This is a genomic window from Pseudonocardia zijingensis (assembly GCF_042657305.1).
Taxonomy (GTDB): domain Bacteria; phylum Actinomycetota; class Actinomycetes; order Mycobacteriales; family Pseudonocardiaceae; genus Pseudonocardia; species Pseudonocardia zijingensis.
The window spans coordinates 416,846-430,600 of the sequence record NZ_JBHSKO010000003.1 but is presented as its reverse complement, the minus strand read 5'-3'; the positions used below and the strand labels follow the sequence as shown (position 1 = coordinate 430,600).

Below are 13,755 nucleotides of genomic sequence, written 5' to 3'. Positions count from 1 at the left end.
ACATGGACTCGCCCTGGGACTTCGTCCTGGACTACTGGACGGTGACGATCTTCCTGCCGTCCGTGCTGCTGCTCATCGCGCTCCTGGCGTTCATCACGCGGATCGTCGACAAGGAGTGACGCCGGTCCCGTGGCCGAGGTCCTCCTGTTCCACCACGCCCTCGGGCTGACGGCGGGCTGCCGCGCGTTCGCCGACGAGCTGCGCGCCGTCGGCCACGTGGTGCACACCCCCGACCTGTTCGAGGGGCGCACGTTCGGCTCCGTGCCCGAGGGTGTGCGCCACGCGGAGCAGCTCGGCTTCGACACGGTCACCGAGCGCGGGATGCGCGCCGCCGAGGCGCTTCCCGCGCGGATCGTCCTCGCGGGTTTCTCACTGGGTGTGATGCCCGCGCAGCGGCTCGCCCAGACCCGCCCCGGCGCGGCGGGCGCCCTGCTGGTGCACGGCAGCGTGCCGCTCCCGGAGTTCGGCGGCACGTGGCCGGACGGGGTGCCCCTCCAGATCCACACGATGGCCGACGACGAGCTCGGTGACGTGGACGTCGCACACGAGCTCGTCGCGGCCGTCGCCGGCGCGCAGCTGCACCTCTACCCGGGCGAGGGGCACCTGTTCACCGACCCCGGCTCCCCGGACCACGATCCGGAGGCCGCGGCGCTGGTCATGCGGCGGGCGCTCGCGTTCCTGCACGTCGCCGACCGGCGAGGGTGAGCGGCGCACCGAGCACGAGCGCCCCGGCCACAAGTGCCGCGCTGCCCCACAGCGGCGCGGTCAGCCCGAGCCCGCCCCCGATCGCGAGCCCGCCGAGCCACGGCCCGGCGGCGGCGCCCACGTTGAACGACGCGGTGGCGTAGCTCCCGGCGAGGTTCGGCGCGGCCGCCGCCGCGTACAGGGCGCGGGCGATCAGCGTGCTCCCGACGGCGAACGACAGCGTGCCCAGCACCGGGACGAGAACGATCACCGCGACGACGTGGGTCGCGGCGAGGGCGAACGCGCCCCACCCGGCCGCGAGCAGCGTGCCCCCGGCGAGCAGCAGCGGCACGGGGTGCGAGTCGGACCACCGCCCGCCGAGCCGGACGCCGAGGAACGAGCCACCGCCGAACAGGGCGAGCATCGCGGGGATCGTCGCCCCGTCCACGCCCGTGAGCTCGACGAGCACCGGCGCGAGGAAGGTGAACGAGCAGAACGTGGCCCCGTTGACCAGCGCGCCGAGCAGCAGCAGCGCCTGCAGGAGCGGCCGGCGCAGCACCTGCAGCTCCCGGCGCGCCCGCGGCGGCGCCCCGCCCGAGCGGCCGCCGGGCACCGACGTCAGGATCGCGGCGAACGCGGGGACGCAGAGCAGCGCCACCACCCAGAACGCCGACCGCCAGCCCCACAGGTCGCCCAGGAGCGCCCCGCCGGGCACGCCCGCGACGCAGGCGATCGTGGTGCCCGCGAGCAGGACCGCGAGCCCGCGGCCCTTGGCGTCGGGTGGGACGAGGCTCGTCACCGCGGCCAGCGCGACGGCGAGGAACCCGGCGTTGGCGAGCGCCCCGGCCACACGCGTGGCGAGGAGCACCTCGTAGCTGGTGGTCACGGCCGCGACGACGTGCGCGAGCACGAACACCGAGAGGAAGGCGAGGAGCGCCTGCCTGCGCGGCCAGCGCATCGCAGGCAGCGCCACGAGCGGCGCGCCGACGGCCATCCCGACCGCGAACGCGGAGGTCAGCAGGCCGGCGGCGGGGAGGGAGACGGACAGGTCCGACGCGATGTCCGGCACGAGGCCGGCCACCATGAACTCGGACGTCCCTTGGGCGAACACCGCTGTGCCCAGCAGGTGGACGACAGGCGGCATGGACGGTTTGTGCACAGCGCACTCCGTTGTCGAGTCGACGAGGTCGGTGAGAGGCCGGACCGGTCGAACGGAGCGGGTGCGGGAACTGCGAGCACGAGGGGTGAGCCACCGGCTCACCGACCACCGATCGACCGGTGGTCAGGCTCTGGACGCCTCGGGGCTCGACACGGGCGGGACGCTACCGGCCTGCGCACGGGCCGCGCCAGCGGCATACTGCGCGGGGTGGAGCGACCTGCGTTGACGCTGTCCGCCACCGTGCTCGACGCCCCCGACCCGCGCGCGCTCGCCGCGTTCTACCAGCGGCTCTTCGGCTGGCCGGTGGTCGAGGACGATCCCACGTGGGTCACGCTGCGCCCGCCGGGTGGCGGTTACGGGCTCTCGTTCCAGCTCGAGGAGCACCACGTGCGCCCCTCCTGGCCCGCCGACCCGCAGCGGCAGCAGATGCAGCTGCACCTGGACATCGAGGTGGAGGACCTCGACGGCGCCGTGGCCTACGCGCTCGACGCGGGCGCCTCGCTCGCCGAGTTCCAGCCCCAGGAGCACGTGCGGGTGCTCTTGGACCCCGCGGGGCACCCGTTCTGCTTCTTCGTGAACCCCTGACGGGGCTCAGGGCTGCCGCGGCGGGCGGCCGATGCCCGCGACGTAGAGCACCGCGAGCGCGATGCCCGGGGGAACCGCCACCCAGACCCACCAGGGGTGCAGGAAGTCGCCGGTGGTGAGCCCCAGCAGCCCCCACACGACGAAGTTGACCGCGGCAAGGCTGCTCCAGACGATCGTGAGCACCCGCATCGTGACGCCGCCACCGGTGTCGGAGAAGACCTTCCTGCGCCCGGGCGGCGGCGGCTCCGGCAGGTCGGCGGTGACCCGGGCGAGGTCGCCGCGGGTGCGCGCGGCCCAGACGGAGCGCACCCGCTCGTCGAACTCGCCGAGGTCCAGCTGCCCGACCTCGTGGGCCCGCCGCAGCCGGTCCTGCACCGCGCTGCGCTCCGCGTCGGAGATGCGCAGGTCGTCGGGTCGCACGGGGGGCTCGCTGCTCACGCGCGCATCATGGCAGACCGTCACCCGATCGATCGTCACATTGAACTCATGCGTACTTTCGCATATGTTCGCGGCCATGGGTGCAGGGCACGGGCACGGAACCGATGCCGCGGCCGCCACGAGCGCATCGGGCCGGCACGTGCGGCGGCTCGCGATCTCACTGGGCGTGCTGCTGGCATCCCTCGTGCTGCAGGTCGTCGTCGGGCTCCTGACCTCCTCGCTCGCACTCCTGTCCGACGCCGGGCACAACTTCACCGACGTGCTCGGGATGGGGATGGCGCTCGCGGCGATCACGGCCGCCCGGGCGGCCCGCAGCGACGACAAGCGCACGTTCGGGCTCTACCGCGCCGAGGTGCTCGCCGCCCTCGCCAACGCCGTGCTGCTGTTCGGGGTGGCCGGCTGGGTGGTGCTGGAGGCCGTGCAGCGCTTCGCCGACCCGCCCGAGGTGCCCGGCCTGCCCATCGTGCTCACGGCGCTGGTGGGGCTCGCGGCCAACCTCTTCGTGTTCGCCCTGCTGCGCCGCGGCGCGCAGGAGAGCCTCAACATCCGCGGCGCCTATCTGGAGGTCATCGCCGACACGCTCGGCTCCGTCGGCGTGCTCCTCGCCGGCGCCGTCACGCTCCTGTTCGGCTGGCGCTACGCCGACCCGATCGTCGCGATCGGGATCGGGCTGTTCATCCTGCCCCGGACGTGGTCGCTCGGCCGCCAGGCCCTGCGCATCCTCGTGCAGGCCGCACCCGCGCACGTCGACGTCGCGGCCGTGCGCGCCGAGCTCGGCGCCCTGGAGGGCGTGCAGGACGTGCACGACGTCCACGTGTGGACGCTGACGTCCGGCATGGAGGTGGGCTCGGCGCACCTCACCGTCGGGGCGACGTGCGACCCCGCGGTGGTGCTGACCTCGGCCCAGCGGCTGCTCACCGAACGCCATCAGCTCGCGCACTTCACGGTGCAGGTCGAGCCGCCGGGCTCCAACACCGGGTGCGCTGAACTGCGGTGGTAGCTGGGGCATGATCCGGGGGTGACCGAGCACCCCGTCGCCCCCGTTCCGGACCGGCTCTTCGACGACGAGCGCGAGGAACGCTGGCGCGCCCGGTTCACGGCGCCGCGGATGTCACGGCCCGCGTGGGCCCGCGACGCACCGGACCGCTGCGTCTACACCTCGAACGCCAGCGGCACCACCGAGGTGTACGTGTGGGATCGCGTCACCGACCAGCACCGGCAGGTCACCGACCGGCGCAGCGGCACCCACATCGCCACGCTCCCGCCCGACGGCGCCACGGTGTGGTGGTTCGCCGACACCGACGGCGACGAGTTCGGGCGCTGGGTGCGCGAACCCTTCGCCGGGCGGCCGGCCGAGGACGAGGCCGAGCCGGCGCTCCCCGCCGTAGAGGAGGGCTACCCGGCCGGGTTGGAGATCGGGCGCGCGGTGGTGGCGGCGGGCACATCCACCGACGACGGCACCAAGATCTGGCTGCGCCGCGGGGACGGCCCGGCGGAGGTCGTCTACCAGCACGCGGAGGACGCCGGGGTCGGCGCGCTGTCGGAGGACGAGACGCTGCTCGCCATCAGCCACTCCGAGCACGGCGACTCGCGGCACCCCGCGGTGCGGGTGCTGCGGGTGGCCGACGGCGAGGTCGTGGCCGACAAGTCGGACGGCCCGGGGAAGGGCCTCACCCCGCTGGTGTTCGCCCCGATCCACGGGGACGGCAGGCTCCTGCTGCTGCACGAGCGGCACGGCCGCGAGGAGCTGCTGCTGTGGGACGTGCTCGCAGGCACCGAGCGCGAGATCGACCTCGGCCTGCCCGGCGAGGTGTACGCCGATTTCCACCCCGATGGCCACAACCTGCTGGTCTGGCACACCGCTGCCGCCCGCACCCGGCTGTACCGCTACGACCTGGAGTCCGGCGAGCTGGCCGAGCTGCCGGTTGCCACCGGGTGCGTGGGGTCCGCCGAGGTGCGGCCCGACGGCACCGTCGAGTACACGTGCTCGTCGGCCGCCGAGCCGCCCGCGGTGCGGGCCCTGCACCCGGACGGCACCGACCGCGTGCTGGTCGCGCCGCCGGGCGAGCGCGCGCCGGCGTCGGTACCGGTGGAGGACCTGTGGGTGGACGGGCCGGGTGGCCGCGTGCACGCCCTCGTCGCCCGCCCCACCGGCGTGGCCGGGCAGGCCCCGGCCGTGTTCGCCCTGCACGGCGGGCCGCACGCCGCCGACGAGGACCGGTTCGACGCGGGGCGGGCCGCGTGGGTGGACGCCGGATTCGTCGTGGTCGAGGTGAACTACCGCGGCTCCACCGGCTACGGCTCCGCGTGGCGCGATGCCATCGAGGGCCGTCCCGGTCTCACGGAGCTGGAGGACGTCGCCGCGGTGTTCGACCGCTGCGTGGCCGACGGCCTGGTCGATCCCGGCCGGTGCGTGGTGGAGGGCTGGTCGTGGGGCGGTTACCTCGCGCTGCTCGCCGTCGGCACGCAGCCGCAGCGGTGGGCCGCGGCGATCGCGGGCGTGCCGGTGGCCGACTACCTCACGGCATACGCGGACGAGATGGAGCAGCTGCGCGCGTTCGACCGTGCGCTCTTCGGCGGCTCCCCCGAGGACCGGCCGGACGCCTACCGGGACTCCTCACCGCTCACCTACGTCGACCGGGTGCGGGCGCCGGTGCTCGTGCTCGCCGGCGAGAACGACCCGCGCTGCCCGATCCGGCAGGTCGAGAACTACCTCGACGCCCTGGCCGCCCGCGGCGACGTGCCCTACGAGGTGAGCCGGTTCGACGCGGGCCACGGGAGCCTGGTGGTGGAGGAGACGCTCCGGCACGTGGCCACCGAGATCGGCTTCGCCCGGCGGGCGCTCGCCTGATCGGGGCGCAACCCGATCGCAGCGGGCCCGTCATGCGCAGGTAGCGGTTCGGAAACATCGCCGGGGAACCCTGGCCGACGTGGCGCTGTGGCGGATGCACGTGGAACTCGAGGACCAGCCCGGGCGACTGGGCGGGCTGGCCACCGCCGTGGGCGAGGCAGGATGCAACATCCTCTCCCTCCACGTGGTCGGCGAGCCGGCCGACGACGGCGCGGTCACCGACGAGCTGCTGGTGGAGGTCCCCGAGCGCATCGAGCCGGCCGTGCTGATGAACGCGGTCGAGGCGGCGGGCATCCCGTGCACGCTGCTCGTGCGGGCCGACGCCACCGAGCTGTCGGACCCGGCCACCACCGCGCTGGCCCTCGCGCGGATGGTCGTGGCCGATCCGGGCAGCGCCCCGAGCGCGGTGGCGGGCATGCTGCGGGCGCGACTGGTCGACCCGGCGGTGCCGTCGTCCGAGCACGTCCACACGCTGCGCGGCGGCACCCAGCAGATCCACGTCGGGCGCCCGTGGCCGTTCACCGCCACCGAGCTCTCCCGGGCCGCGGCGCTGCTCGAGCTCGCCACGCAGCTCACGATGCGGGCGCCGGTCCGCCCGATGGCGGATCGCACCCTCCAGCTGCGCGACGGGTCGGAGGTGCGGCTGCGGGCGGCGGACGCAGGCGACGGCCCGCTGGTGGCGGCCCTGCACGCCCGCTGCTCGCCCGCGGCGCGGCGGGCCCGCTACCTCAGCCCCACGCCGCGGCTCCAACCCGACGAGCTGGCCGCGCTCCTCGGCCCGTCCGCATCTCCCGGCGCGCTGCACGCCGTGCTGGCCGTCACCACCGACGGCGGGAGCGCCGTCGGCATCGCCAACCTCGACCCGGACCCGGACATCCCGGGGTCGGCCCGGGCGGCGCTGCTGGTCGAGGACACGTGGCAGGGCCGCGGGCTGGGCACCGCGCTGCTGCGCCGCGTCGCCGACGTGGCGGCCGAGCACGGGCTCGCCGAGATCGTCGGCTGCGCCCGCCCGGACGACGTCGGCATCACCCGGCTGCTGCGGCGGGCCGGGCTGCGCCCGGCGGCCGAGATCCACGGCACGGAGGTGCGGCTGCGCGCCCCCCTGCCCGCGCCGGTCGGTTAGCCGCTCGCGGGACGAGGCCATCCACACCGCAGCCCCGGCACCTGGGCGGTGCCGGGGCTGCGGTGGTCGTGGGGTGCGGGTCAGGCGTCGATGCGCTCGCCGGTGTCACCCGCGAACAGGTGCAGGTGGCCCTGGCGCGGCGCGAAGTGCATCACCGAGCCCTTGTCGGGCGGGGTGCGCCCGTCGACGCGGGCGATGATCGAACGGCGCTCGCCGCCCACCTCGGTGGAGCCGTAGACGTAGGCGTCGGCGCCGAGCTCCTCGACGACCTCGACCTCCGTGGCCAGCCCGGCCCCGGCGCTCACGACCTCCATGTCCTCGGGCCGCACGCCGACGGTGACCGAGCGGGTGGAGCCGACCTCCTCCACCGCGGAGCGCGGGATGTTGATGTCCGCGCCACCGAAGTGCAGGGTGTCGCCGTCGACCGAGACGTCGAGCAGGTTCATCGCGGGCGAGCCGATGAACCCGGCCACGAAGACGTTGGCCGGCTTGTCGTACATGGCCCGCGGCGTGTCGACCTGCTGCAGGAGCCCGTCCTTCAGCACGGCGACGCGGTCGCCCATCGTCATGGCCTCGGTCTGGTCGTGCGTGACGTAGACCGTGGTGATGTTCAGCCTGCGCTGCAGCGAGGCGATCTGGGTGCGGGTGGAGACGCGCAGCTTGGCGTCGAGGTTGGACAGCGGCTCGTCCATGCAGAAGACCTGCGGGGAGCGAACGATCGCCCGGCCCATCGCCACGCGCTGGCGCTGACCACCGGAGAGGGCCTTGGGGCGGCGGTCGAGGTAGTCCTCGAGGTCGAGGATCTTCGCCGCCTCGCGCACCCGCTCCTGGATCTCCGACTTCGGGCGCCCGGCGATCTTGAGCGCGAAGCCCATGTTCTCCGCGACGGTCATGTGCGGGTAGAGCGCGTAGTTCTGGAAGACCATCGCGATGTCGCGGTCCTTCGGGGGGACGCGCGTGACGTCACGGCCGCCGATGTGGATGGAGCCCTGGTCGATGTCCTCGAGCCCGGCGAGCATCCGCAGGGAGGTGGACTTGCCGCATCCGGAGGGCCCGACCAGGACGAGGAACTCGCCGTCGGCGACCTCCAGGTCGAGCGCGTCGACCGCGGGCTTGGTGGACCCGGGGTAGATGCGGGTCGCCTTGTCAAAAGTCACAGCAGCCATGCTGTGCTCCTTCCACCGGCAGGAACGTGCCGGACGATCCGAGTGAGAGGGAGTAAAGCGCTTGCAGCCTGCCATGGCAGGGCTCCGAGGAGAAGACCAAACACGCACCGTGAGCGGTCCGCTACCTGCAGTGGGAGTTACGGCATCGTTACCCCTCCTTGTTGCCCGTGATCGTGCGTAAACGCTTCCATTGCGCGGATCTCAACAGGGAGCGGGCGCCCCGCCCGCTCCTCCCCATCGACGCGGAGGGTGCGATGCCAGCCCCGAAGTCCGGATCGATCCTGCGGAGACCGTCCCGCGGCACGGCCGTGGTCGGCGCCGCCCTGGGTCTCAGCCTGGTGCTCGCCGGCTGCAGCGGCAGCAACGTCGCGGGCGGCGGCGGGAACCCCGCCGCATCGAGCGAGGACTGCGCGGCGTTCGCGCAGTACGGCGACCTGTCCGGCACCCGGGTCACGATCTACACCTCGATCGTCGCCCCCGAGGACCAGCCGCACATCGACTCCTACCGGCAGTTCGAGGAGTGCACCGGCACGCAGGTCGTCTACGAGGGCTCGAAGGAGTTCGAGGCGCAGCTGCCGGTGCGGGTGCAGGCCGGCTCGCCGCCCGACATCGCGTACGTGCCCCAGCCGGGCATGATCAACACCCTGGTCTCGCAGAACCCGGGCGCCGTGAAGCCCGCTCCCCAGGCCGTGGTGGCGAACGTCGACCAGTACTACTCGGAGACGTTCAAGTCGGCGGGCAGCGTCGACGGCACGCTGTACGGCGCGCCGCTCGGCTCGAACGTGAAGTCCTACGTCTGGTACTCGCCGCAGGCGTTCCAGGCGAAGGGCTACGCGGTGCCCACCACCTGGGACGAGATGGTGGCGCTCTCGGACCGGATCGTCGCCGACGGTGGCAAGCCCTGGTGCGCGGGCATCGGCTCCGGCGACGCCACGGGCTGGCCGCTCACGGACTGGCTCGAGGACGTGATGCTGCGCGAGAACGGTCCCGAGGTCTACGACCAGTGGGTCTCGCACGCCATCCCGTTCAACGACCCCCGCGTGGTGCGGGCGCTCGACCGCGTCGGCTCGATCCTCAAGAACTCCGAGTACGTCAACGGCGGCCTCGGCGACGTGTCCTCGATCGCCACCACGACGTTCCAGGACGGCGGCCTGCCGATCCTCGACGAGGCGACCCCGGGCATGAACGCCTGCTACATGCACCGGCAGGCCAACTTCTACGCGGCGAACTTCCCCGAGGGCACCGACATCTCGGAGAACGGCCAGGTCTTCGCGTTCGAACTGCCCCCGATCAACCCCGGCGGCCAGCAGACGATCCTCGTGGGCTCGGAGTTCGTCGTGGCCTTCTCCGACCGGCCGGAGGTGCAGGCCTTCCAGGCGTACCTGTCCTCCCCGGAATGGGCCAACGCGAAGGCGAAGGCCGGTAGCGACCTCGGCCAGAGCGGCTGGATCAGCGCCAACACCGGGCTGGACCCGAACAACCTGTCCAACCCGATCGACAAGCTCTCCGCCGAGATCCTGCAGGACCAGTCCAACACCTTCCGGTTCGACGGCTCGGACCTGATGCCCGCGGCCGTGGGCTCGGCGTCGTTCTGGAAGGGCATGACCGACTGGATCACCGGCCAGAGCACCACGGAGTCGCTCACCGCCATCGAGCAGTCCTGGCCCGCCTCCTCCTGACCCGGTAGCGGTACCCGGTGCCGGGACGGCGTGATCCGCCGTCCCGGCGCCTCCCCTCGGCGTGCTCGAGCAACCCCTCGGAGGTGAGCCGGCTTGACCCTGCTCGACAAACTGCTGCAACTGCTGGTGGCGGTGCTCGTGTTCGCCGCCGTGATGGGCGCGGTCCTGCTCGTCGCCGACCGTGTGCGGGGACGCCGCACCGACCTGGTGTCCGGCATCGCGTTCACCGCGCCTGCCTTCCTGCTCCTGCTCGTCGGCCTGATCTACCCCGCGGGCCGCACGGCGGTGCAGTCGTTCCTGGACGCCAGCAGCGCCGGCTTCGTCGGACTCGACAACTACGTCAAGATCTTCACCCAGCCCGACCTCGTGGTCGTGCTGCGCAACACGCTGCTCTGGGTGGTGATCACCCCGATCCTCTCCACGGCGATCGGCCTGGTCTACGCGGTGCTCGTGGACCGCACCCGCTTCGAGGCCGCCGCGAAGGCGCTGATCTTCCTGCCGATGGCGATCTCGTTCGTCGGCGCGGCGATCATCTGGAAGTTCGTCTACGCCTACCGGCCGAACCAGCAGGGCATCCAGCAGATCGGCCTGCTCAACCAGCTGCTCGTGTGGCTGGGCATGGAACCGGTCGACTTCATCCTGCAGCGACCGTGGAACAACCTGCTGCTGATCGTCGTGATGATCTGGATCCAGGCCGGCTTCGCGATGACGGTGCTGTCGGCCGCGATCAAGGCGATCCCGAGCGACATCATCGAGGCCGCGCGCCTGGACGGCGTCGGCGGCCTGCGCCTGTTCTTCTACATCACGCTGCCGAGCATCCGCCCCGCCGTGGTCGTGGTGGTCACCGCGATCAGCATCGCGGTGCTGAAGGTGTTCGACATCGTCCGCACGATGACCGGCGGCCAGTTCGACACGAGCGTGGTGGCCAACGAGTTCTACGTGCAGAGCTTCCGGCTCTCCGACCTGGGCGTGGGGTCGGCCCTCGCCATGATCCTGTTCCTGCTCGTCGTACCGATCGTCGTCTACAACGTGCGGCAGATGCGGAAGGTGGACGCGCGATGACCGTTCTGACCGAGGACGGCACGGCCGGATCCGGCACGGTCCAGCAGACCCCCACCCGCTCCGCGGTGGCCAGGAAGCGGCTCTCCTCACCGTGGGCGTCGCTCGCCGCCATCGTGATCGCCGTGCTGTGGACCATCCCGACCTTCGGGCTGTTCCTCTCGTCGTTCCGACCCGAACGCGACGTCCAGCGCACCGGGTGGTGGACGTTCTTCGCGAACCCGGACATCACCCTCGACAACTACGCCGAGGTGCTGTTCGGGGGCAGCCAGCCGCTCGCGGGCTTCTTCGCCAACTCCATCCTGATCACGATCCCGTCCGTGGCGATCCCGATCATCCTGGCCACGATGGCCGCGTACGGCTTCGCCTGGACGCGGTTCCCGATGCGGGACACGCTGTTCGTGGCCGTCTTCGCCCTGCAGATCGTGCCGCTGCAGGTCGCGCTGCTGCCGCTGCTGGAGATCTTCGTGGGCACCGGCCTCGCCGGGTCGTTCTGGACGGTCTGGATCGCGCACTCCACGTTCGCGCTGCCGCTCGCGATCTTCCTGCTGCACAACTCGATGCGGGACATCCCGGCGGAGCTGGTGGAGGCCGCGCGGGTGGACGGGGCGGGCCACGTCCGCATCTTCACCACGATCATGGTGCCGCTGATGAAGCCCGCGATCGCCGCGTTCGCGGTGTTCCAGTTCCTCTGGGTCTGGAACGACCTGCTCGTCGCACTCGTGTTCGCGGGCGGCACCCTCGACGTCGCCCCGCTCACCGTCCGCCTCGCCAACCTGGCGGGCGAGCGCGGGTCGAACTGGTACCTGCTCGCGCCCGGCGCGTTCGTGGCGATCGTCGTGCCCCTGGTCGTGTTCGTGGCACTCCAGCGCTACTTCGTGCGCGGTCTGCTGGCCGGCAGCGTCAAGGGCTGATCGGGACGGCCCGCCGTGAGCACGATCAAGGACGTCGCGGAGGCCGCCGGGGTCTCCATCGCGACGGTCTCGCGCGCGCTGCACGGGCTGCCCCGGGTCTCCGAGGCCACCCGGCAGCGCGTGCTCGCCGTGGCGGCCGAGCTGCGGTACGTGGCATCGCCCAGCGCGGCGAGCCTCGCGAGCGGCCAGACGCACGCGATCGGCGTGGTGGCCCCGTACATCAACCGCTGGTACTTCGGGGCGATCGTGCACAGCGCGGAGGAACGGCTGCGCGCGGCCGGTTACGACCTGCTGCTCTACAGCCTGGGCACCGACGCCCACGAGCGGCGCCGCGCGTTCTCGGGCACCCTCCTGCGCAAGCGCGTGGACGGGGTACTCGTGCTCGCCCTGCACCCCACCACCGACGAGGCGGCCACGCTCTCCGCGGTGGGCGGGCCGGTGGCAGTGGTCGGCGCCGCCGTGCCCGGCTGGGCGAGCGTGCGCATCGACGACGAGGCGTCCGCACGCTGCGCCGTGCGCCACCTGGTGGAGCTCGGCCACCGGCGGATCGGCTTCATCGGCGGCGACGACCCGCTGCGCACTCCGATGCCCGGCGAGCGGCGCCGCGGCTACCGCGCCGAGCTCGCCGCCGTGGGCCGGCCCGCGGCGACCGAGCTCGAGACCGTGGGCGACTTCACCGTGAGCGGCGGGTACGCCGCCGCGGCGCGGCTGCTCGCGCTCCCCGAGCCGCCGACGGCCCTCTTCGCCGCGTCCGACGAGATGGCGATGGGCGCCCTCCAGGCCGCCCGGCACGCCGGGCTGCGGGTGCCCGAGGACGTCTCGGTGATCGGTATCGACGACCACGAGATGGCGCAGCTGCTGGACCTCACGACCGTGGCCCAGCCGGTGGTGGCCCAGGGCGTGCTGGCGGCGGAGATGATCCTCTCCGCCCTGGCCGACCCGGACCAGGAGCCCCCCGCCGTGGTGGTGCCGACCGAGCTCGTGGTGCGGCGCACGACCGGGCCGGTCGGTCGACCACCCGACACGGGCAGCGCCACGGGCGAACGAGCAGTGCGTGATCGACCCGTTGTCTAGTTCCCGCCGGGCAACTCGGAGAGGTCCGGGAGCTCGGGTATGCCGGGGACGGCGGTGAAGATCGGACCGGTGTCCACCGTGGACTGATCGGGCACCTGCGCGGTGACCGGCACCCCGAAGTCGAAGTACTCGACGCTGACGTCCGACGTGCTGCGCCGGTCCCCGAGCATCTCCTGGAGCCGCGAGCCCTCGCCGAGCATCTCCTGGAGCTCCGGCGGCACGGCGATGTCCGAGCCTGCGGTCTCGATGCGCAACTCGAGCCTGCGCACCCGGCCGTCGGAGTCGACGAACACGGAGCCGGGGATCGGGCGGGCGGCGCTCATCGCGGCCCGGATGAGGGGGTCGTCGACCAGGACACCGCTGTCGCCCACGAGCCGCTGCGGGTCGATGGTGATGTCGTACCGGGTGACCTCGTCGCCCCGCACCTCGGCCGAGCCCACCTCGCGCACGTCGTCGGAGACGCCGCGGAGCAGGTCGAGCTGCTGCGAGGGGTCGTGCTGGCCGATGGGGGTGTCGACGACGCCGGAGAAGTCGACCTCGTGCCACCTGCTCGCCCCCACCTGGCGCTGGTAGAGCACGTTGTTCCGGAACACGACCTCCTCCTGCGTGGGCGCACCGGTCATCGGGTCGTCGTTCGTGTAGGTGCCGTCGCCGATCTGACCCTCGAAGTCGTAGGTGCCCGAGCCGTGCGACCTCATCGTCATGTCGCCCAAGGGGCCACCGCTGGTGCTGTAGGTCATCTCGACCTCGTAGCGGGACGTGCCCGCGGCCTTCGTGAGGTCCGGCGCGGCACGCGCGACGTCGAACGGCGACGCCGCGAGCCCACCGCCGGGCCCGGAACCCCCGCACCCGGCCAGCAGCGCGACCCCCGCGACGCAGCTCGCGACGGCGACCGCACCCCGTCGTACGACGCTGTAGGCCATCGGTTTCCCCCTCATCGTGTGCGCCCGTGCCCCGGCAGGCAGAGATCATCGGCGCGGAAAAGCTACCCTTCCCCGGCACGGTCAGGGGGGACCGTGACCA

General features: G+C 72.8%; 13 protein-coding genes. 9 read left to right on the top strand and 4 right to left on the bottom strand.

Translation table 11 applies throughout. From position 1 onward, the window contains the following. Nucleotides 1–129 precede the first annotated feature (129 nt). Nucleotides 130–705 carry a dienelactone hydrolase family protein gene (locus ACFPL3_RS09035; protein ID WP_343943112.1) on the top strand — a complete coding sequence of 192 codons (576 nt, stop codon included), beginning with the start codon at nt 130–132 and terminating at the stop codon, nt 703–705. On the opposite strand, the gene ACFPL3_RS09030 is transcribed toward ACFPL3_RS09035, so the two are convergent. After that, on the bottom strand, nt 656–1,828 hold the full coding sequence (locus tag ACFPL3_RS09030) for a Cmx/CmrA family chloramphenicol efflux MFS transporter (protein WP_343943113.1): 1,173 nt from the start codon (nt 1,826–1,828) through the stop codon (nt 656–658). The two genes, ACFPL3_RS09035 and ACFPL3_RS09030, sit on opposite strands and share 50 nt — an antisense overlap. A gap of 222 nt (nt 1,829–2,050) precedes the next feature. Between ACFPL3_RS09030 and ACFPL3_RS09025 the strand changes: the two genes are divergently transcribed. Then, complete coding sequence (locus ACFPL3_RS09025; protein WP_379588699.1) at nt 2,051–2,428, top strand: VOC family protein; 378 nt, start codon at nt 2,051–2,053, stop codon at nt 2,426–2,428. A 6-nt stretch (nt 2,429–2,434) separates the two neighbouring features. Here ACFPL3_RS09025 and ACFPL3_RS09020 read toward each other — a convergent pair whose 3' ends face one another. Beyond that, nucleotides 2,435–2,866, bottom strand: coding sequence for a DUF1707 SHOCT-like domain-containing protein (locus tag ACFPL3_RS09020; protein WP_343943114.1), 432 nt, complete (start codon nt 2,864–2,866; stop codon nt 2,435–2,437). A 76-nt stretch (nt 2,867–2,942) separates the two neighbouring features. Between ACFPL3_RS09020 and ACFPL3_RS09015 the strand changes: the two genes are divergently transcribed. From ACFPL3_RS09015 to ACFPL3_RS09005, 3 genes are all read left to right on the top strand, one after another. After that, nucleotides 2,943–3,866, top strand: coding sequence for a cation diffusion facilitator family transporter (locus ACFPL3_RS09015; protein ID WP_343943115.1), 924 nt, complete (start codon nt 2,943–2,945; stop codon nt 3,864–3,866). 18 nt (nt 3,867–3,884) lie between these two features. Then, nucleotides 3,885–5,717 carry a S9 family peptidase gene (locus tag ACFPL3_RS09010; RefSeq protein WP_343943116.1) on the top strand — a complete coding sequence of 611 codons (1,833 nt, stop codon included), beginning with the start codon at nt 3,885–3,887 and terminating at the stop codon, nt 5,715–5,717. 79 nt (nt 5,718–5,796) lie between these two features. Then, the gene (locus ACFPL3_RS09005) at nt 5,797–6,840 is read left to right on the top strand and encodes a GNAT family N-acetyltransferase (RefSeq protein ID WP_343943117.1); all 1,044 of its coding nucleotides are present in this window, start codon (nt 5,797–5,799) and stop codon (nt 6,838–6,840) included. Between the two features lie 80 nt (nt 6,841–6,920). Here ACFPL3_RS09005 and ACFPL3_RS09000 read toward each other — a convergent pair whose 3' ends face one another. Continuing rightward, on the bottom strand, nt 6,921–8,006 hold the full coding sequence (locus tag ACFPL3_RS09000; protein ID WP_343943118.1) for an ABC transporter ATP-binding protein: 1,086 nt from the start codon (nt 8,004–8,006) through the stop codon (nt 6,921–6,923). A 254-nt stretch (nt 8,007–8,260) separates the two neighbouring features. Here ACFPL3_RS09000 and ACFPL3_RS08995 point away from each other — a divergent pair, with 254 nt between their 5' ends. The 4 genes from ACFPL3_RS08995 to ACFPL3_RS08980 all read left to right on the top strand — a co-directional run bounded on the left by ACFPL3_RS08995 (nt 8,261) and on the right by ACFPL3_RS08980 (nt 12,732). Further along, nucleotides 8,261–9,685 (top strand): ABC transporter substrate-binding protein, encoded by a 1,425-nt coding sequence (locus tag ACFPL3_RS08995; RefSeq protein WP_343943119.1) that lies wholly within the window; start codon nt 8,261–8,263, stop codon nt 9,683–9,685. Between the two features lie 93 nt (nt 9,686–9,778). Then, nucleotides 9,779–10,747 carry a carbohydrate ABC transporter permease gene (locus ACFPL3_RS08990; protein WP_343943120.1) on the top strand — a complete coding sequence of 323 codons (969 nt, stop codon included), beginning with the start codon at nt 9,779–9,781 and terminating at the stop codon, nt 10,745–10,747. After that, the gene (locus ACFPL3_RS08985; protein ID WP_343943121.1) at nt 10,744–11,658 is read left to right on the top strand and encodes a carbohydrate ABC transporter permease; all 915 of its coding nucleotides are present in this window, start codon (nt 10,744–10,746) and stop codon (nt 11,656–11,658) included. The genes ACFPL3_RS08990 and ACFPL3_RS08985 overlap by 4 nt, the downstream gene beginning before the upstream one ends. A 15-nt stretch (nt 11,659–11,673) precedes the next feature. Continuing rightward, nucleotides 11,674–12,732, top strand: a complete 1,059-nt coding sequence (locus ACFPL3_RS08980; RefSeq protein WP_343943122.1) for a LacI family DNA-binding transcriptional regulator — start codon at nt 11,674–11,676, stop codon at nt 12,730–12,732. Here the strand turns inward: ACFPL3_RS08980 and ACFPL3_RS08975 are convergent. Continuing rightward, entirely contained in the window at nt 12,729–13,655 is a 927-nt protein-coding gene (locus tag ACFPL3_RS08975) for an SCO4651 family lipoprotein (protein ID WP_343943123.1), read from the bottom strand. The genes ACFPL3_RS08980 and ACFPL3_RS08975 overlap by 4 nt on opposite strands. Nucleotides 13,656–13,755 lie beyond the last annotated feature (100 nt).

Bases quoted from the DNA above. Each gene is read 5' to 3' on its own strand.
- ACFPL3_RS09030 (WP_343943113.1), bottom strand. From the start codon at position 1,828: ATGCCGCCTGTCGTCCACCTGCTGGGCACAGCGGTGTTCGCCCAAGGG.
- ACFPL3_RS09015 (WP_343943115.1), top strand. From the start codon at position 2,943: ATGGGTGCAGGGCACGGGCACGGAACCGATGCCGCGGCCGCCACGAGC.
- ACFPL3_RS09000 (WP_343943118.1), bottom strand. From the start codon at position 8,006: ATGGCTGCTGTGACTTTTGACAAGGCGACCCGCATCTACCCCGGGTCC.
- ACFPL3_RS08995 (WP_343943119.1), top strand. From the start codon at position 8,261: ATGCCAGCCCCGAAGTCCGGATCGATCCTGCGGAGACCGTCCCGCGGC.
- ACFPL3_RS08985 (WP_343943121.1), top strand. From the start codon at position 10,744: ATGACCGTTCTGACCGAGGACGGCACGGCCGGATCCGGCACGGTCCAG.
- ACFPL3_RS08975 (WP_343943123.1), bottom strand. From the start codon at position 13,655: ATGGCCTACAGCGTCGTACGACGGGGTGCGGTCGCCGTCGCGAGCTGC.